We start from the raw sequence: 16,293 nt of genomic DNA, 5'->3' as shown, positions 1-16,293 counted from the left end.
GATACCCCAAAGCAGATAATCGTAAGTCCAGCCAAAGGACTTGATAATTTCCCCACGATTACCCCACGGGCTATTTAGCCCGATTACTCTACTCGGTTTGCTTTGAGTTTCTTCGGATTGGTCGTTCCTATCTCCCGTATTGACCGAATAGAGGACGTAAAACCCCCGGGATTCATCATTTGGCTTATCACGTCTGCCAGCTTTTCAAGCCGGGTAGATGTAAGGTGTTCCATGAAAAACGCTTTCAAGGCTTTCACCTCTTTGTCTTTAGAGGGGTCTGCTACCACGGGATTGTTAAGCACGGCTACGGCTGCAATCTCAGCCATCAGAGGAATATACTTGAAAAGGCGTTTGCTTTCCTGTATGGGTTCGGCTTGTATCTTTTCCTCATCGTATTCTATATTCAGATACAACCGCCTCAAACAATCCATCGTACCCAAATAAAGAGGCTTCAAATGGAAGTGGCGCATATATACACGCTCCATAGTTTGCAAAGCGGCATTGGGTACTTCTGTTTCGGACACATCCCAGCCTTTGGGAATACGTTTGTCACGCCACATCCTTACATGGTTCGGAAAATGCTTATTCCACCAACGGATGAAGCGTGGCGGTTTTACCGGGTTAATTTTAAGCGGTACATTGAATTTCACTCCCATGTTCACAAGTGCCTGTATCGCCTTTTCTTCGATTTCCAAGCGTTCTTCACGGGTCAATTCACGTTCATTATTCAGTTGTTCCATTTGTCTTAAAAGTTAAAAAGCCCCCCATCCGGGGATAGGAGGCTATCGGTTCTCAGACTTTTTCAGTGTCATGCTACTGTTGGGTCGCTCATTTCCTCGCTTGCTTGCAAGTTTGATTGAAACTTGATAGTCATAGGCACAAGGCAGATACCCTTTGAAGAATAGGTAATCTCGAATGTCGGGATGATACGCACATTGGCACACCCGATAAACAAGCCCTCTTCCGGTTGAATCCATAACGCCCACTCCTTGTATTCCAATTTTCGTGGACGAATCCAAGTGCGCTTGCCCTTTTCTCCAGCAATAGTACCACCGAAATAACGTGCAAGCAATTCCAAATCCGGGTCCATCAAAGAAAGCTCCACATTTGTAGGTGTTTCACCCACCAACGTAATAACCTTGCTTGACGTTTCCGACTTATGTTCCGTGATTTCGGGAGAATCATCTTTCAAGTTGCAAGTGTCTTGATACACATCGCCCAAATCAAGCCATTGGTTGCCTTTTGCGGGCATACTTCCATCGGTCATGACAGGGGCGATATAAATCTTTTTCAACCCCATTGTTGCTAAAATCGGCATAATCTTAATTTTTTATTAGTTGATACTCTTTTCTCTTACTGTAAGCTCCAAAGCAAGGGAAACAAAATGTTCGTTTTGGTCTTTCTCCTTAATCGGTGGGTTAAACCGCCCTATGTTCCAGTTATAGCCTTTCCCACTTTCATAATGGTTTTTCAACACCTCAACCACCTTTGCCCTTATCTCTATGAGCCTCTTAAAATGTGTCCTGTAAACGGCTTGCCCCTTGCCTTTGGCTATCACCTTATCCGGCACATGAATATTCACGTTTATCTGACCGTAGCGCACGGATGCTTCACCGTCTATCGTATGAGGGACAATTATCACATCCTCTTTGGTGTAGTCGTTACGCTCGTAATCAATCACACCCGAAATGAAGTTTTTCACCTCGCTTGCTTGAAGCATGGCGTAAACCTTTGTTGCTATTTCCTCAGTCGTTATCATGCTGCGTTCCCGAATAATTCGATTGCTTTCTTATTAGCTTTCATCACCAACTTGTTAATCTCGGCAGGAAGTTCGCTTTTGGCTTTCAGTTCGGCAGGTAGAATCACGTTGTACCCTTTGGCTTCCACGTAGGCGGCATAATTCATTCCGGCTACTATAATGAGGGAAAAAGTGTTTGGCAGCGTGGCGGCATACTTCATTGCAGCCTCCAACATGGCTTTCGCACCCTCTCCGGGCTGGTCTGACCCACCATAGTAAACGATTTCCTTATTCTGTACCACGGCATAGCCTATAGAGTTGGTTAAATTGCCCGTTTGGTCTTGGTAGTTGTGGCTATCCTTAGCATACTTAGCCAGCTTTTCGCCCATGTATTTTAACAAGGTTACGAAAGCCAATTCAAGTTGCTTTTGGAAAGCAGCCACGGGGTTTAAGATAGCCCCTTTGTCAAACATCGGCATTATCCCCATATCTCTATGTATTTAGGGTTTGTATCATCTATTCCCGAAATGGTGAACTCATCCACACCTCCACGCTCCAAAGTCACTTCCACACGTGCGCCTATACTCAAATCACCCTCAAAGTAGGATGGTAAAAACACATCAAAGGTGTATGAATACATTTGCCCGTCCGTTCCCAATCGTTGCTTGGCAGGTATGAATTTCTCCACTTGACACTCACAGCCTTTCACCCACACGGGCGCATCATCGTCCGTGTAAAATCCCGTTGCTTCATCCCTCGTTGCTTCAAGGGGCAAAGCGGTGTATCTGAAAGTTCCGTTATTCCGTGCCATATCACCACAAATTAGAGCCGTCCGTAATGGAAGAAACTTCGACAAAATCCGAAACGTCCAAACCGTTCTCGTTGCAAAGGTCTTTAATGCGCTTCTCCAATTTCTCCACGCTGTAGCCTTGTGAGGACTTACCTAACGTGTCATTGGTAAGCACAATCATCCGCTTTAGCACCTTTATAGCGGCTATGGCTATCGTGCGTTGGTCTGTGTCGGCATTGTACTCACTATCCCAGTCGCTTATCTTCACATCAGCAAGTGCCTTTTGCAAAGCAAGGCGGCTTGGGGTATAGGGTTCAAGCTCACCCACCAACGCATTGTATTTTGTCAAAGTTCCCATCACTACTATTTTTCAAGGGCTTCTTTCAAAGCCGTTACACTCTCATCTGAAAGGGCTTCAATCGCTTTGGTTACACTCTTAACCCCGGCATTTTTGGCAACGGGGGCATTGATGGATTCCAAAGCATCCTTTACCACATTCAAATCATATTCATTGTCTTGGAAAGTGACCTTTTCAGCCTGTTTACTTTCCAAAGACTTAATCACACAAATGCCCCTTGCAACCAAATCATTAACTCGGTTAAGCTCATCGGTATGCAAGGTTTCACCTACCTTGTAGATTTTGCCTTTGTCGTTTTTGTCTATAAACGCTTTCTTTACTGCCAGTTCCATAAGCAAAAGATTTAGCCTACTTCAAGAGCTGTTGCACTCTCAAATTCGGATTTAGTCCAATAGGTACGTGCCACACCATTTGCATCGGCTGGTACTTCCTTTTCCTCAAAGCCACGCACCTGTAAACAGATGATAGCACCAATTTCAGTGATAAGAGGCAACAAACGTCCAGAGCCTTGTGTATATTCGGCTGCAACTTGACCAGTGGATTCCCCGGTACGCCACTTGGCGATACGAATACCACCGCCAGCGTTCATGTAGTCCACGTTTTCTTCCTCTATCAACTCGCTATCTTCAATGGCGGGCTGAATTTCACCGATAACCCCGGCAGGCTTGATACAGATAAAGTTGTGATTCCACGGTTCAAGCGATTTACGCTTACCGTCCATATCCATACCCATTTTACGGGTAATCACCGTTACAGGGGGGATTTCATTACCAGCAAGCAAATCTGCCATCTGAGCCGTTGTTACGGTCTGAGCCTTTTTATCGTTACCATGTACCAACAAACGGGTCGTTTCGTCCATACGCAACCAAAAATAGAGGTCTTGGCTCATAAGGATTTCGCCCGGCTCAATGCCACGGTTACGCAGGTCACTACAGATAGCCGACAACATCAGGACGGGGGACAACTTGCCAGCTTTGGTATTGGCAGAGTTCCACAAGAAAGCTGATACCAGCTTGTTTGTTTCCGGCATTTGATAATCCACCTCGTACTTACGTCCACCCGGATTGTTGATTTCCGGCACGAACTGAGCCACACCCCAATTAGAGAATGCCATCAAAGCAATAAAGTCCATCACGTCCTTACAGCCCAAATAAGCATCTTTCATGTCGTGGGTAAGGGTCTTTTCAATTTGCTTCACCTTAGCGGATTCACTCAAACGGGGATTTTCGTAAACCTCCATCAGTTTACGGTAATCACGTGCATACATGGGGAACTTGTGACCCACACGGGGGATTTCCTTAGTCCACACATCGAAGCCGTCAGAACGCCTCATAGGTGTAGGTGATTCATCACCAATCAATGTAGCCATGATACGCAAGTTGTACTTACCTACAAGTGCCTCGGCAGTCAATGACATTTGGGGCGTGTTGGTAGTAAACCAACTATCACAGTACATCTTCTGAAAAAGGGTTGTTTCACGTTCGGAAGCCTTATCAAAAGTCTTTTTCCACGTTGCCAAAAAGTCAAGCGGTTTGCCGTCCTTGTGAAGCCCTTTGAATGTTGAAAAAATAGATTTCATGTCGTTACGCTAATTTTAGTTAGTGTGATTTCGTTAATTTCACGTGGGGATTCCCTTTCAAGTAATCGCCCGTAGTGTCCTTTTGCCCGGCAGGGATAGGCGGCACACGTCTTTCGTACATTGCGTATTGCATGGTGTCGGCAGAAACATCTACAGAGGTTTCAAACTCGCCTACTTCCACATCGGCAATCAGTACGGAGTTGGAAGTGCCACGCTCCTTTGATTTTGCGGCAGTTTGTCCGTCCGAAACAACCTCTACCAATACATCATCCTTTACAAGCCCGGCAATGGCTTTGGAGAGAGTGACAATGTAATTGTTTCCGTTTCGCTCAATCTTTTCGATTGTGGGAACATCGGCAATGGCTGTAGCGGCTGTGCCGTCTTTCAGCACCAAATCACCAACGGCAAAGCAAGGCTCGTAGAACTCATCCACGTACAGGCTTACTTTCTTGGTGTTTTCCGCATCCACTTCCACCACTTTTGCAGTCTTGATGACTTGCACCGTCCTTTTCACCTCATCCTTGATAGCAAGCGTTCCGGCAGGCACGGTATCGCCAACAGCGAAATGTTGGTTTTCCACGTCCAGATTGAAGCCGCCTTGCACGATAGAGGGCGAACCCGTGAAAATGGGTCGCATCCCGGTAAATGAAGCAGTCTTTCTTTTCATTTCATCTTTTATTTTACGGTTATTGATTCCAGCAAGCTATCAGCAGCTTCATCAATTTGCTTTTCACTTGCCGCCTTAGAACCCCCTGAGTGTTCATCATCAAGCCCATTTGTAATAAGCTCCTGTTTGTAAGCGGAAACGGCATCCTCAATATCTTCATCATCGGAGATTGATTTTGCCAAACGGTCACGGAGATAAGCCGGGATTTTGTGCTTTTCCATAGCCTTAACTACTTCCTTCGCACGGGCTTCTTTGCTTTCTTTGGCTTCGTAGTTAGCAATCTTTTCCTCCATTTCCTTTAACCTCTTTTCAGTCGCTTCGTCCAAAGCCACCTTGCCCTTACGTTTAGATTCTTCTTCCTTACGCTTTCTTTCTTCCTCTTCCTCATCCTCGGTTTGGGTTGGTTTCTTTTTGTTTGCCCATCGGGTTGCTTCACCTTGACTTTCCTTAGCCACTTCCGCAATCAGATTTGCCGTACTTTCTATTGCCTCATCATCGGTAGAATCATCCTCAATGCTGCCACCCATTTTTTCGGTTATCGCTTTAAGGTACTTCTCCGAAAGACCAGTGTCTTTACACAAGCCTTTGACTTTCTCAAAGAGTTTCTTATTCATTGTTGCTTTTGTTATTTAGTAAGTTGAACTTCTACAGAGCAAAGATATGAAATAAAATCATATATGCGTTCTATAAACACACATATTTTACTCGGTAAATTACTTGCCTATTAGCATCTTACGCTTAAAAACAAGACGTAAAAGCGATTTTTCATTTACTATATTCAATATAACAAATATGTGTTTGATTAACACAATAGGAATAATATTTTTCACTCAACGAAAATATATCCTCATAAAAACGCAAAATATATCCTATTTTGCAGTAAATATATCCATTTAGGCATTTCCGTCCATCTTAAATAAAGGAAATCACCACTAAAAGACTATCAAAACCAACTATCACATAGGTATTTTGAAAATATATCCAAAAATATATCCAAATACTTTGTTATATTAAATATATAGCCTATATTTGCATCGTAATAAGATTGATAACGTTTAAAATATATGTGATATGGATGTGAATTATATTCTAATAAAAGGAAACAAGCATTTTAAGTGCCACAGTTTAGCAGAAATGGCTATCTATTTTAGCTTGTCCGTAACCAGCAATGGAAGCGTAATCTGTGATGGCTACCATGATACAATGTCTTATTCTAAAGAGTGGAGCCACGAAGATATTATTACCGATTTCATACGCAACAGAGTAGAGAAAGTAGTACCTGACGTTGAAATATACAAAGTACAAAAATAATAATGCAACACTAAATTTTCAGATTATGGCAACTAAGAGTATTGATAAAAAGAAAACATTGGAATATGCGGTAGCATTTTACTTCTATGATTCGGGATGTGTAAACTTTATGATGGGTAATATCATGTACCAGCATATCAAAACCATTTATGACGAAAGGGCAGACGGCAGAGGGCAAAACACATTAGAAGTAGTTTACAACTACAAAAAAATGAAATATGAAGTGCTGTGCCTCACAGACAGCAAATTAGCTCAAAAAGAAATATCAATACTATAATACATATCGCCATGACACAGAAAGAATTTGAAGAAAGAACCGAGTTGAAGCTAACAGCGGACAACTATACAGAGGTTGAAACTTGCTACATGAATACAGACCTTGATAAAGATGCGTTTTGCAAATTGTGGATGAAAAACCCGGCAGCTCTGAAAGAAATAGAGCAAAAAACGGTGTTAGTTCGTGAACTTTACGAAGAACGCAAATGTCTTGCAAACTTTCTTATAGAACAAGCCGAAAAGTGGAGTGCATCAGATTTAAGAGAAAAAGCAATCGCTATGATTGGAGAAAAAGAATATATCAGAAGAAAAATTGCCAAAGGGTACAATCTTTGGGATGCTGATAAAAAAATACTTGATGAAATTCTAAGAAAATAAGATATGGCTATCAATTTCAGAAAATTAAAATCGCAAATTAAGTCATTCAAGCCGGAGGTTAAAGATGGCTACATCTTCATCGCAACAGACGAACAGAAGAATAACGGGTTATTCAGTATTGCAAAATGTGGAAGTAAACGTGGGCTATTATCTGCATTGAGTGAATACATTAAAGATGATGAAGACTTCAAACGTGAATTTACTATATAATAATCAGGTAGCCTACTGGCTACCACAATGCAACACCGTATGAAAAAATATTATTTACAAGGCAAAGAGATTAGCGAAAAACAAGCAAAAGCCATTGAAGCCAAAAATCAGAAGTACATAAGCAGCAATGATTTTACGCTTTGGGCAAAGTGCCAATTTGTAACAGTAGTAACCAAGTAAATTTCAGAATTATGAATGAATACACTTACATCATTTTCGACCATAACGGCAGACGTTTGGGAAAGATTGAGTTTGGAGTGCGCAACAGCGTTCCATCCGCAAAAGAGATAAAAGAAGCCATTAAAGATGGTTTTCCCAACGGGACGACTTATAAACTACTCGTTCCAACAAGCGTGTGTATCAACCAATAAAATTTTAGGATATGGGAATATTGAAAGATGCAATTTTAGCGGCAATACAGCAGGAACACCCGGATGCTCATTGGGTGGGAAACGAAAAGCCCCACATGATAGAATCTACAGCGCAAGCAAAATACAATGACGTTAGACGTGTTGAACGCAATTATACTAAAGGCGTTCACAAGGCAAGAAAGAAGGCTCACAATGGCAATAGTAACAGTACAAGACATTTATAGATGTGATTCATGCAAGGCAGCATCAGACGAATTTGGAAGAGGATGTAAGCATGGTATGCTCTTCCCTCTAATGCTTATAATGGGAAACTTTACTGAGTGTATGAACTATGAGTTTGATGCCGAAAAGGTAAAACTTCAACTAAAACGAAAGGAGGCAAAATAAGATGGCAACACTGATAAAGACAGACGGAAGTAAATTGGAAATCCAACCTCAAAACGGGCTGGACTTCCAACTGGATGAACTGCAAAAGTTCGTAGATGGTTACATTGATATTATAAACCTACACAATGGGGATATTCTCGTAATCAATGATAATGGGAAAGACGTTTTAGATTCCAACGAAACAGCCACAGAAATAGCGCATAAACACAATGCTATTTTTGGTTGGGATTATATTTGTGGCGATGTCGTTATGTGTAAAGATGAGGAGGTGCAATAATGGAAATTCATAAATTCCCTTATAACTGGAAGCTGGCAGAAGCCAATTTCACTAAAGACAAAGGCAAGGTGTTTTCTTGTTTTGCGTGTGGTGGCGGTTCAACTATGGGCTACAAGTTGGCAGGGTTTGATGTGATAGGTTGCAATGAAATAGACCCTAAAGTGAATCAGGTGTATGTAACCAACCATGCACCACGGTTCAATTTTTTAGGGGATATAAGAGAATTGAGAGAGAGAGAGAGAGAGAGAGAGAGCTACCGCCCGAACTTTACAACTTGGATATTTTGGACGGCTCACCCCCATGTTCCACTTTCTCCTTATCTGGCAACCGTGAAAAGGATTGGGGCAAAGAAAAGGTGTTCAGAGAGGGGCAAACGGCACAAGTTCTTGATACACTTTTCTTCGACTTCATAGCTTTGGCAAAGGCACTGCAACCAAAGGTTGTGATAGCGGAAAATGTGAAAGGCTTGCTTATGGGTAATGCCATAGATTATGTAAGGCGCATTTACAAGGACTTTGAAGATGCCGGATATTATTGCCAACATTTCTTGCTGGATGCGTCAAAGATGGGTGTTCCACAAATGCGAAACCGGGTGTTCTTTGTATGTATTAGGCATGATTTGGGCGTGAATTTCTTGAAAGTGTCTGACCTCTTCAATGTTGAGCCACATATTAGCATGGACTTCAACGAGCCGGGGATTTGCTACGGAGAATTTGCGGATTACATGGGCAAACCATACGGCAAGCGCATGAAAGAAATGTTTGATAATAGAACACATGGGGATATTGATATGTCAAATGCTTATCGGAAGCTGACAGGCAAAAGAGGATTTTTCAATCAATGTTATTTGTATGAGGATGAAATTTGCAACACGCTTACGGCTCATTCTGATAGTGCAATTCCATTTAAGAAGCCTGTTTATCTATCAACTGCCGAAGTGTGCAATATTTCCACGTTTCCACAAGACTATGATTTTTGCGGCTTTTCACCGCATTACATTTGTGGTATGAGTGTGCCGCCTGTTATGATGGCGCAAGTGGCTACACGGGTTTATGAACAATGGCTATCAAAACTATAAAGAAGAAAGTGAAATGACAAAAATAAAATTGAATTGGCAGTATGCCAAAGGTGAATTAGAAACTGGTACATTGAAAATGCTTTGCATTCCAGCAAGGGGCAAACGAATATTCGGAGAGGATGAAATGGATGCCGAATTGTGCATTAAAGACCAATGGAACTTATCAATAGCCAAAATACATTTGGGCGATGTGGAAAGTTCAAATATCCTTTGTGAAGAAATAGCAAGGCGTTGGAACGAATTTGAGGAATGGCATGAGTGTAAAGAAAATACGAATGATGTACCGAAACGAAATACCCCATGCTTGCTAAGAGTTGAGTACAAGGAAATAGCTACTGGCATTGTAGAAATAGGGTATCTTACATCTGTTTGGAATGAATATGGATGGACGGAAGATTATCTCGACAATTTCGATAAGTCCGAATTTGAAGTTACTATCACTCACTGGAAACCCATAAACAAGCCGAAAGGAGTTGAAGAATGAAACTTGAAAATTGTCATGGTTGCAAATGGTTTTATATCAGGACTATCAAAGGATATACGGAATATATGTGTTCCTATGTAAGAAATCATCAAACAGGCATGAAATGGGGGCGTTTGATAAACATCAAGAGAAAAAAGACTTGTAACAGAAAGGAGATACAATAGTTTCTGCATATAGTGAGGCTTATTTGTAAGAACACAATAACCTTGTATAATGAAATAAACTGGGTAAATATTTGTTTTATTAAATATAATATAGTAATTTTGCGTTTATAGAACACATATAGTAATGAAACAGCAAAGAAAGGTCATTCATGTAGAATTGAAAGAGCCATACAAGGGCAAACGTCACTACTACTTTGGCAGCATTACCGCTATATATGAGCTGTTGCCCACCGAAGTAGTAGGATGCTCGAAAGAAACCCTTTGGAATGTTCTAAGGAATGACGAACATAAGGGTAGAAAAGCCATTATACGATATGGCACACTCCATACAAAACAATCAAATAGGGGTATCAGAAAAGAAAAGGAGGTATAATATGTTAGGAGCAATTATAGGCGATATTGTAGGCTCACGCTTTGAGTTCAACAATACAGATAACTACAACTTTGAACTATTCACAAAGGATAGCACGTTTACAGACGATACCATTTGTACTATAGCGGTAGCGGATGCAATCAATACGGGCGCAAATTACAAAGATAAGTTTCTCCAATGGTGTAGAGCATACCCCAATCCGAAAGGGGCATACGGTGGCAGCTTTGCCCGCTGGATAGCCTCAGACAACCCACAACCATATAACAGCTTCGGCAATGGCTCTGCAATGCGTGTTTCCCCGGTTGCATGGGCTTATGACAACTTGGATAAGGTTTTGATGGAGGCAGAGAAAACGGCTATAGTAACCCATAATCACCCGGAGGGAATTAAAGGAGCCGTAGCAGTCGCACACGCTATTTATTATCTGAGGACAACCCACAATCAGAAAGCATTTGAGAATATAATGCAATCGTACTATCCTCAATTCATGGTAAACGATTATTATGCCGGAGTATTTGATGAAACGTGTCAAGGCACTGTGCCGCTTTGTTTGAAAATTATTCGTGTAAGCACCTCTTTTGAGGATGCAATCAGACGGGCTATTTCATGGGGTGGAGATAGCGACACGATAGGGGCAATAGTCGGCTCAATGGCAGAAGCCCTTTGGGGTGTCCCCAAAGAAATTTCAGACAAGGCATTTGACTTGTTGCCTACTGATATGCTCAATGTAGTTGGTGATTTTTTCGGAAACTTAAATAGAAAACAATATGTATAAAAACGATTTACAATCATTTTGCCGCTTCTACAAAGGCGAAACGGTATGCCCGTTCAAAGATGGCGATAAGCAAATGTTTTGGCTTTGTGAAAAATGGTGGACTGAACAAACTATACCTGCCACCGATGCCGGGTGTAAACTCATTGCCCCTATTCTAAAGGAGTACACCGATGCCGGACTATCCAGCTTTGAATTGTACGATGGTGTGCCTATCACATTGAAAGCGGTGCTTTTCAATCGGTACTGCAAATATGCTGAAAGGGTGGATATAGAGGATTTTAGAAAGCTGTATCGGACTACATACATAAAAGATTAAAGTAAAGGCGCACCGTAATTGATGCGCCTTTCTTTTGTTGTCAATACTTGCAATAGAATCCCATTGGAGTAGAAACCATATCCTTTATCACTTTCGGGCTTTGTTCCAAAACTTCCATATCTATATACCATTTGCCATTTGTGTATTCGGCTTTAGTGATTCTGAATTTAGTGCCACGCTGTAGGATGATTTCATTTTCCCCCGTTGTTGTAGGCTTAGAAGTTCCGTTCCACTTCTTACCCGGACAATAGTCCCCATTGTCATGGCTTGAACCAAATGCAGAAAAAGGCTCTGCGTAGGTCATTTGTGTACCTTTCGGACAATAGATATTCAGACAAACGGGCTTACTTCCAAAGTTCGTATTCCGGCAATTACCACACGACATAAAGGAATCATCCGTACCAACCTTGCCAACAAGCTTAGACGGGTCAGATATGTAAGCATCCAAATCAGACAGCCCAAACCGATAGTTTACAAAAGCACTGATTTCGTCACGCTTTACCCAAACATCATCTTTAAGTGTGCTTCGGGCTATATATTGGGTCATATCGGCAATATGCTTTTCAGCTTCGGACAATCTACTACCATAGTAGTGATAATATCCCTTGATAGCACGCAAAGGCTCTGTTATGTAACTACTACCAGCCGTATATTGATACATAGCCGCCTTTTCATTGGTGCTTGCAAGTTTCCACATATCCACGGCATTATCAAAGAAATAATCGTTTGCATCCGAACTATGAATAAACCATTTCGCCTCATCCTTTCTTTCCTGCGTAAAATCGGAATCCTTAAACTTAACATCCTTGACTTTTGATTTACGCTTGGCAGCGGCTTTTTCAATGCTTTCTTTCCTTGCATTAAGTTCCGTAATGGTTTGTTGTGCCATTGCTTTATCATTGCCGTTGATTGCATTTTCAAGCTGTGCAATGAGCGATTGGTAAGGCTTGGACTTGGTAGAGAACTTAGATAGGTCGGCATAGCTATCCTTAATGGCTTTCCAATCTATCTTATCTTGAACAATGCCAATCTGTTTAACATAGGCTTGTTGTGACACCTGCCACGTTGGGTACTTCTGTTGTACATTGTGATAGTTACCACCTAAGAAGTCGTATGCTTCAAAATTCAGTTTCTTTAATTGTTGTTCCAAAGAAAGGCTATCCCATTGTGCCAGCTTATCAGCAACCGCCTTGTTTACGGCTTTTGCATCGGCTAAAGAGAACTTTTTAGCCACCTCCATAGGGCTATCTATGTAACCCAGTGAATAAATCTCCTTGCCTATAACTTTCAGTTTACGGGCTTCCAACATGATAGCGGACAAATCAGGGTGTTTTAGAGCCTCAGCTAAAGCCGTAGTATCAACGTCAGAAATACCACCCATAACACGGAGTATATTATTACCATAGTGATAGGTCGCTTTTCTCACATTCCACCGTTGCCGGATGGCATTTGCTTCCGCTTCCGTCCGGGCTTCGTGCCGGGCTTTCGCTATCTCTTTTGCAGTCGGTGGATAGATAACCTTTTCATTGTCCCGTAGGAAGTAGGGCAAAGTCCCTTTCTCCGTTGCATCCTTGATGCGTTGCTCATTGTCTTGCATCCACCCGGTAAATTGAGATGGCAGCTCTTTTACCTTTTTCTCACATTCCACCGTTGCCGGATGGCATTTGCTTCCGCTTCCGTCCGGGCTTCGTGCCGGGCTTTCGCTATCTCTTTTGCAGTCGGTGGATAGATAACCTTTTCATTGTCCCGTAGGAAGTAGGGCAAAGTCCCTTTCTCCGTTGCATCCTTGATGCGTTGCTCATTGTCTTGCATCCACCCGGTAAATTGAGATGGCAGCTCTTTTACCTTTTCCTCACATTCCACCGTTGCCGGATTATCCCCGTCCAAAATCTTATCCAGCATTTCGTCCAATTCTTCTTGTTTTGCCAGTACGGGTACTTGATAGCAACGGCAATTCGGGTGCCACCCTTTCCAACAGAATGTTTTAGGGTACACACCTTTCAAATCATCGCAAATGTCAGATACGGGATGATTGTTGGATAACTTGATTTCAATTCCTACCACAAAGTCGAGTTGCGCCCAACGCTCAAAATCGGCTGTACGATACGCAATGTTGGTTTCAGTCCGTGCAAGCCTTTGGGCGTTACGTGCGGATGAACGGTACACGCCCCGCCCCGGATGAAAATGTTTCGGGCTATCATCCACCCATTTGTAGGAGTTGGCTTCTTTGTCCCAAACCCTGCGTTTCCACTTTCTACCATAGATAGGTTGCCCGTTCTCATCTTCCCCTACCTTGATACGGAAACGCCTGTAAAACTTATCGGGGTCTTGTAGATACTTCTTTATCTGAGCCGCCAAACGATTAGCCGGAACACCCTCACCAATCGCCAAATCCAAAGTATTTTCCAGCTCATCACGGAACATACCCGTATATCGCCAAACCTTTTGAGAGAGATTCAAACCACCGTCACCACTCTTACGGGCAAAGAAAGCATCCATAGCCTCTTTGTTGCGCTTGAAGAAACGGGCAAAGTGATTATCTTTTATTGATTGTTCACCGAACACACTTTTAACCAAAGCATCGTTATTCTCGTTAGATGCAAGCCATTCCTTTTCTACACCGCCCCGGATAATTTGGTAAACACGGCTGTACATATCCCTAAGAATGGGCGTAACTTCCTCACTATACCCATAGTCGGCAAAAGAGAAAGGCTTCCCATCCTCCAACTCCGTACCCTTTACCAAGTTAATTATTCGCTCAAATACTTGTTGGTAGATGATACGGACATTGGCAGCGTAACCCTCCGTTCTCTTGAAAAGCTCCGCTTGCATCTTCTTATAGTCTATGTACTTCTTCTTTGCCATGCCACTACTTTAGTTTAAAGTTGGTGCAATAGTCCTTATCTAAAAACTTGCTGTATTTATGGAAAGGGCATTTGCATAAGAACGGCTCACCTTTCCAGTTCAATTCGTGGAAGTCGAAAGCGTGTTTACAGTCCCTACAATGGTAGTTCTGCGTTGATGTCTGTTTCTTCTTTGCCATAGTCGCTATCATCTAAGAAACTGTATAACAAATCTTTTTTAGTATTGAAGCAATTACATTCATTATGCTTACAAATTGGGTCTTTATCACCAAAACTTCTATATTCACTTCTTTGCACCTCTACATATATAATTTTGGTATAATACTCCCCCGAAAGGGAACAAGTACCTACAGGTACATCACCTATTACCTCCACTTCAATATTGCTAATTTGGATTTTCTCCGGCTTATTATTGCGCATAATCCAAACCTTATCGCCAACATTGTATTTTGTCTTTATTTCCATTATTCAGCCCCTCCGAAAACGTCCATTTTGTTTAACTCCATTTGTTGCTCCATCCGTTCCGCTTCTTCTTGTTTTAGCCGCTCTATTTCTTGTTTCGCATCTTTTACAAGGTAGGACAATTCTACATAGGTTTCACGGCTCAATGCCCCATCATTGTATTGCTTAGATAGGTCGGCAAGCAATTCGCTCACATCTTCCCCGAAAGGCTCTTGGAACTCATGCCTTAACAGCAAGGCATCATATTCAGCCTTATGCCGATAGTCAAGCACATTACCTAAAATAGCTATCATAAGATTAGCGTGGCGTTTCATATAATCATCGTGCTTTTCCTTGTGGCGTTCTGCCTTGATAACGGCAAGCAACATCACTTTGCGTATAGCCTTTGCCGAAAGGTTGCCTAATGATTTCATATTGTCAAAATCAATGTTGGGCGTGAAAGACTTTGAAAGAATGTGTTTATCCAATCTTTCAAACTCATTCTTTTTGCTTTCGCTCGCCTCATTCCATGTAAGGTAGCGTACATCACCGCCATTTTTGAGAATAAACAGTTTGGCTTCTTCTTCCGACTTTGGCAAGCTATTGAGGATTTCAGAAGTAGCCACCATTGCCGGGTTAGAAAAGCGGTCATTAGTATCTGCATCGGTGCTTTCCATTATTTCAGAGCGTTCAATCATGGGTTGCACCTCCTTATGTTCGGGCGTTTGCTCAAATATCAGCACGGGAATTTTCCCTATTGGATTATCCTTTATCTCAACCTCCCAACCCATTTTGCCACGTTTGGCACGATATACAGTCTCTTTAGTGTATATATCCACATGGTAAACGGTATTGTTGCCTGCCTCTGTCAGATAGTAACCCCACGCAAAAGCGGTAATCCGTTTGTATTGGTCACGAATGGTATAAATATCATCGTTGTTTTCCCGGCTCAACACATTCAGCAAAAGGGATGGTTTATTATCACTATCCCGGTACACATGGTAAAGAATGGCAGAAATGCCCTCCGCACCAGCCAAACGTTTAGCCTCTCTAACTTTGGCATTGAAATGTATTTCATTCAGCCAATCTTTGTAGTTCTGAAAAGCATAATCCGTACCCGTTGAAAGCTGTTGCCATTTTACGGGTCTGCCATAGAGAAACACCAAAGAAATTTCATTGATGAATTGAGGGTAAGGAATGGGGATTTTCCACCGTTTACTCCAACGTAGAAAGTTGCCTTTCTTATCGTAAACGGCTCTATCCTTACGCTCCATCACTTTGTGAGTGTCAATCTTATACTCACGTAAATTATTGGCGGCTTCTTCCGCATGGGCTTTCATCATGGAAAGAGCACGGGTCACATCCTTAGCCGTCAAAAGGTCGGCAAAGTTTTGTTGGTAGCCAATAGCCGCCTTTACCTCGTTAGAAATAATGTTTAATAATCCCATTTTGCTTT

At 42.1% G+C, this 16,293-nt stretch carries 25 protein-coding genes and 1 pseudogene; 12 read left to right on the top strand and 14 right to left on the bottom strand.

Annotated features, from left to right (window positions below):
• Positions 1-83 precede the first annotated feature (83 nt).
• The 10 genes from I2F54_RS01565 to I2F54_RS01520 form a co-directional block, all read right to left on the bottom strand.
• Complete coding sequence (locus I2F54_RS01565) at positions 84-740, bottom strand: hypothetical protein (protein ID WP_032592241.1); 657 nt, start codon at positions 738-740, stop codon at positions 84-86.
• 68 nt (positions 741-808) lie between these two features.
• Positions 809-1,318, bottom strand: coding sequence for a hypothetical protein (locus I2F54_RS01560; protein ID WP_195382015.1), 510 nt, complete (start codon positions 1,316-1,318; stop codon positions 809-811).
• Between the two features lie 15 nt (positions 1,319-1,333).
• A complete protein-coding gene (locus I2F54_RS01555) occupies positions 1,334-1,759 on the bottom strand; it encodes a hypothetical protein (RefSeq protein ID WP_005655409.1) in 426 nt (141 codons plus the stop codon).
• Positions 1,756-2,226: a hypothetical protein gene (locus I2F54_RS01550; protein ID WP_005655410.1), complete on the bottom strand. Its 471-nt coding sequence runs from the start codon at positions 2,224-2,226 to the stop codon at positions 1,756-1,758. The genes I2F54_RS01555 and I2F54_RS01550 overlap by 4 nt, the downstream gene beginning before the upstream one ends.
• Positions 2,217-2,549 (bottom strand): hypothetical protein, encoded by a 333-nt coding sequence (locus I2F54_RS01545; RefSeq protein WP_005655412.1) that lies wholly within the window; start codon positions 2,547-2,549, stop codon positions 2,217-2,219. Before I2F54_RS01545 ends, I2F54_RS01550 begins: the two co-directional genes overlap by 10 nt.
• Before the next feature lies 1 nt (position 2,550).
• The gene (locus tag I2F54_RS01540; protein ID WP_005655413.1) at positions 2,551-2,886 is read right to left on the bottom strand and encodes a DUF6706 family protein; all 336 of its coding nucleotides are present in this window, start codon (positions 2,884-2,886) and stop codon (positions 2,551-2,553) included.
• Positions 2,887-2,891: 5 nt separating this feature from the next.
• Positions 2,892-3,218: a hypothetical protein gene (locus I2F54_RS01535; RefSeq protein WP_044300312.1), complete on the bottom strand. Its 327-nt coding sequence runs from the start codon at positions 3,216-3,218 to the stop codon at positions 2,892-2,894.
• 11 nt (positions 3,219-3,229) lie between these two features.
• Positions 3,230-4,465 (bottom strand): hypothetical protein, encoded by a 1,236-nt coding sequence (locus I2F54_RS01530; protein ID WP_044300313.1) that lies wholly within the window; start codon positions 4,463-4,465, stop codon positions 3,230-3,232.
• Positions 4,466-4,484: 19 nt separating this feature from the next.
• Complete coding sequence (locus I2F54_RS01525) at positions 4,485-5,132, bottom strand: hypothetical protein (RefSeq protein WP_008642519.1); 648 nt, start codon at positions 5,130-5,132, stop codon at positions 4,485-4,487.
• A gap of 8 nt (positions 5,133-5,140) precedes the next feature.
• On the bottom strand, positions 5,141-5,746 hold the full coding sequence (locus I2F54_RS01520) for a hypothetical protein (RefSeq protein ID WP_005655418.1): 606 nt from the start codon (positions 5,744-5,746) through the stop codon (positions 5,141-5,143).
• Positions 5,747-6,266: 520 nt separating this feature from the next.
• Here I2F54_RS01520 and I2F54_RS01515 point away from each other — a divergent pair.
• The 12 genes and pseudogenes from I2F54_RS01515 to I2F54_RS01455 all read left to right on the top strand — a co-directional run bounded on the left by I2F54_RS01515 (position 6,267) and on the right by I2F54_RS01455 (position 11,532).
• Positions 6,267-6,443 (top strand): hypothetical protein, encoded by a 177-nt coding sequence (locus I2F54_RS01515; protein WP_225665235.1) that lies wholly within the window; start codon positions 6,267-6,269, stop codon positions 6,441-6,443.
• A 25-nt stretch (positions 6,444-6,468) separates the two neighbouring features.
• Positions 6,469-6,720, top strand: a complete 252-nt coding sequence (locus I2F54_RS01510) for a hypothetical protein (protein WP_007219348.1) — start codon at positions 6,469-6,471, stop codon at positions 6,718-6,720.
• A gap of 11 nt (positions 6,721-6,731) precedes the next feature.
• Complete coding sequence (locus I2F54_RS01505; protein WP_044300317.1) at positions 6,732-7,097, top strand: hypothetical protein; 366 nt, start codon at positions 6,732-6,734, stop codon at positions 7,095-7,097.
• A 3-nt stretch (positions 7,098-7,100) separates the two neighbouring features.
• The gene (locus tag I2F54_RS01500) at positions 7,101-7,307 is read left to right on the top strand and encodes a hypothetical protein (RefSeq protein WP_044300318.1); all 207 of its coding nucleotides are present in this window, start codon (positions 7,101-7,103) and stop codon (positions 7,305-7,307) included.
• A gap of 39 nt (positions 7,308-7,346) precedes the next feature.
• Positions 7,347-7,487 (top strand): hypothetical protein, encoded by a 141-nt coding sequence (locus I2F54_RS01495; RefSeq protein ID WP_162487773.1) that lies wholly within the window; start codon positions 7,347-7,349, stop codon positions 7,485-7,487.
• Between the two features lie 11 nt (positions 7,488-7,498).
• On the top strand, positions 7,499-7,678 hold the full coding sequence (locus tag I2F54_RS01490) for a hypothetical protein (protein ID WP_055234357.1): 180 nt from the start codon (positions 7,499-7,501) through the stop codon (positions 7,676-7,678).
• A gap of 192 nt (positions 7,679-7,870) precedes the next feature.
• Complete coding sequence (locus tag I2F54_RS01485) at positions 7,871-8,065, top strand: hypothetical protein (protein WP_226766601.1); 195 nt, start codon at positions 7,871-7,873, stop codon at positions 8,063-8,065.
• A gap of 1 nt (position 8,066) precedes the next feature.
• A complete protein-coding gene (locus tag I2F54_RS01480) occupies positions 8,067-8,342 on the top strand; it encodes a DUF3846 domain-containing protein (RefSeq protein ID WP_024986357.1) in 276 nt (91 codons plus the stop codon).
• A pseudogene (locus I2F54_RS01470) lies at positions 8,342-9,420 on the top strand (DNA cytosine methyltransferase). Before I2F54_RS01480 ends, I2F54_RS01470 begins: the two are co-directional and overlap by 1 nt.
• Positions 9,421-9,433: 13 nt before the next feature.
• Positions 9,434-9,904, top strand: coding sequence for a hypothetical protein (locus I2F54_RS01465; RefSeq protein WP_055234523.1), 471 nt, complete (start codon positions 9,434-9,436; stop codon positions 9,902-9,904).
• Between the two features lie 538 nt (positions 9,905-10,442).
• Entirely contained in the window at positions 10,443-11,216 is a 774-nt protein-coding gene (locus I2F54_RS01460; protein WP_044300323.1) for an ADP-ribosylglycohydrolase family protein, read from the top strand.
• Entirely contained in the window at positions 11,209-11,532 is a 324-nt protein-coding gene (locus I2F54_RS01455) for a hypothetical protein (RefSeq protein WP_044300325.1), read from the top strand. The genes I2F54_RS01460 and I2F54_RS01455 overlap by 8 nt, the downstream gene beginning before the upstream one ends.
• 40 nt (positions 11,533-11,572) lie before the next feature.
• Here the strand turns inward: I2F54_RS01455 and I2F54_RS16280 are convergent, their stop codons facing one another.
• The 4 genes from I2F54_RS16280 to I2F54_RS01435 all read right to left on the bottom strand — a co-directional run bounded on the left by I2F54_RS16280 (position 11,573) and on the right by I2F54_RS01435 (position 16,285).
• A complete protein-coding gene (locus I2F54_RS16280) occupies positions 11,573-13,180 on the bottom strand; it encodes an ADP-ribosyltransferase (RefSeq protein ID WP_338083434.1) in 1,608 nt (535 codons plus the stop codon).
• Positions 13,159-14,397 (bottom strand): structural protein, encoded by a 1,239-nt coding sequence (locus tag I2F54_RS01445; RefSeq protein WP_195500361.1) that lies wholly within the window; start codon positions 14,395-14,397, stop codon positions 13,159-13,161. The genes I2F54_RS16280 and I2F54_RS01445 overlap by 22 nt, the downstream gene beginning before the upstream one ends.
• A 134-nt stretch (positions 14,398-14,531) precedes the next feature.
• Complete coding sequence (locus tag I2F54_RS01440) at positions 14,532-14,861, bottom strand: hypothetical protein (RefSeq protein ID WP_005655439.1); 330 nt, start codon at positions 14,859-14,861, stop codon at positions 14,532-14,534.
• Positions 14,861-16,285 carry a phage portal protein gene (locus I2F54_RS01435; protein ID WP_005655441.1) on the bottom strand — a complete coding sequence of 475 codons (1,425 nt, stop codon included), beginning with the start codon at positions 16,283-16,285 and terminating at the stop codon, positions 14,861-14,863. The genes I2F54_RS01440 and I2F54_RS01435 overlap by 1 nt, the downstream gene beginning before the upstream one ends.
• Positions 16,286-16,293: the final 8 nt, after the last annotated feature.

Source organism: Bacteroides clarus, assembly GCF_015555825.1.
GTDB classification, from domain to species: Bacteria; Bacteroidota; Bacteroidia; order Bacteroidales; family Bacteroidaceae; genus Bacteroides; species Bacteroides clarus.
Note: the sequence above shows the minus strand (reverse complement) of the source record. Positions and strands in the feature narration are given on the sequence as shown.

Bases quoted from the DNA above. Each gene is read 5' to 3' on its own strand.
- I2F54_RS01565 (WP_032592241.1), bottom strand. From the start codon at position 740: ATGGAACAACTGAATAATGAACGTGAATTGACCCGTGAAGAACGCTTG.
- I2F54_RS01560 (WP_195382015.1), bottom strand. From the start codon at position 1,318: ATGCCGATTTTAGCAACAATGGGGTTGAAAAAGATTTATATCGCCCCT.
- I2F54_RS01555 (WP_005655409.1), bottom strand. From the start codon at position 1,759: ATGATAACGACTGAGGAAATAGCAACAAAGGTTTACGCCATGCTTCAA.
- I2F54_RS01550 (WP_005655410.1), bottom strand. From the start codon at position 2,226: ATGGGGATAATGCCGATGTTTGACAAAGGGGCTATCTTAAACCCCGTG.
- I2F54_RS01545 (WP_005655412.1), bottom strand. From the start codon at position 2,549: ATGGCACGGAATAACGGAACTTTCAGATACACCGCTTTGCCCCTTGAA.
- I2F54_RS01540 (WP_005655413.1), bottom strand. From the start codon at position 2,886: ATGGGAACTTTGACAAAATACAATGCGTTGGTGGGTGAGCTTGAACCC.
- I2F54_RS01535 (WP_044300312.1), bottom strand. From the start codon at position 3,218: ATGGAACTGGCAGTAAAGAAAGCGTTTATAGACAAAAACGACAAAGGC.
- I2F54_RS01530 (WP_044300313.1), bottom strand. From the start codon at position 4,465: ATGAAATCTATTTTTTCAACATTCAAAGGGCTTCACAAGGACGGCAAA.
- I2F54_RS01525 (WP_008642519.1), bottom strand. From the start codon at position 5,132: ATGAAAAGAAAGACTGCTTCATTTACCGGGATGCGACCCATTTTCACG.
- I2F54_RS01520 (WP_005655418.1), bottom strand. From the start codon at position 5,746: ATGAATAAGAAACTCTTTGAGAAAGTCAAAGGCTTGTGTAAAGACACT.
- I2F54_RS01515 (WP_225665235.1), top strand. From the start codon at position 6,267: ATGGCTATCTATTTTAGCTTGTCCGTAACCAGCAATGGAAGCGTAATC.
- I2F54_RS01510 (WP_007219348.1), top strand. From the start codon at position 6,469: ATGGCAACTAAGAGTATTGATAAAAAGAAAACATTGGAATATGCGGTA.
- I2F54_RS01505 (WP_044300317.1), top strand. From the start codon at position 6,732: ATGACACAGAAAGAATTTGAAGAAAGAACCGAGTTGAAGCTAACAGCG.
- I2F54_RS01500 (WP_044300318.1), top strand. From the start codon at position 7,101: ATGGCTATCAATTTCAGAAAATTAAAATCGCAAATTAAGTCATTCAAG.
- I2F54_RS01495 (WP_162487773.1), top strand. From the start codon at position 7,347: ATGAAAAAATATTATTTACAAGGCAAAGAGATTAGCGAAAAACAAGCA.
- I2F54_RS01490 (WP_055234357.1), top strand. From the start codon at position 7,499: ATGAATGAATACACTTACATCATTTTCGACCATAACGGCAGACGTTTG.
- I2F54_RS01485 (WP_226766601.1), top strand. From the start codon at position 7,871: ATGGCAATAGTAACAGTACAAGACATTTATAGATGTGATTCATGCAAG.
- I2F54_RS01480 (WP_024986357.1), top strand. From the start codon at position 8,067: ATGGCAACACTGATAAAGACAGACGGAAGTAAATTGGAAATCCAACCT.
- I2F54_RS01465 (WP_055234523.1), top strand. From the start codon at position 9,434: ATGACAAAAATAAAATTGAATTGGCAGTATGCCAAAGGTGAATTAGAA.
- I2F54_RS01460 (WP_044300323.1), top strand. From the start codon at position 10,443: ATGTTAGGAGCAATTATAGGCGATATTGTAGGCTCACGCTTTGAGTTC.
- I2F54_RS01455 (WP_044300325.1), top strand. From the start codon at position 11,209: ATGTATAAAAACGATTTACAATCATTTTGCCGCTTCTACAAAGGCGAA.
- I2F54_RS01445 (WP_195500361.1), bottom strand. From the start codon at position 14,397: ATGGCAAAGAAGAAGTACATAGACTATAAGAAGATGCAAGCGGAGCTT.
- I2F54_RS01440 (WP_005655439.1), bottom strand. From the start codon at position 14,861: ATGGAAATAAAGACAAAATACAATGTTGGCGATAAGGTTTGGATTATG.
- I2F54_RS01435 (WP_005655441.1), bottom strand. From the start codon at position 16,285: ATGGGATTATTAAACATTATTTCTAACGAGGTAAAGGCGGCTATTGGC.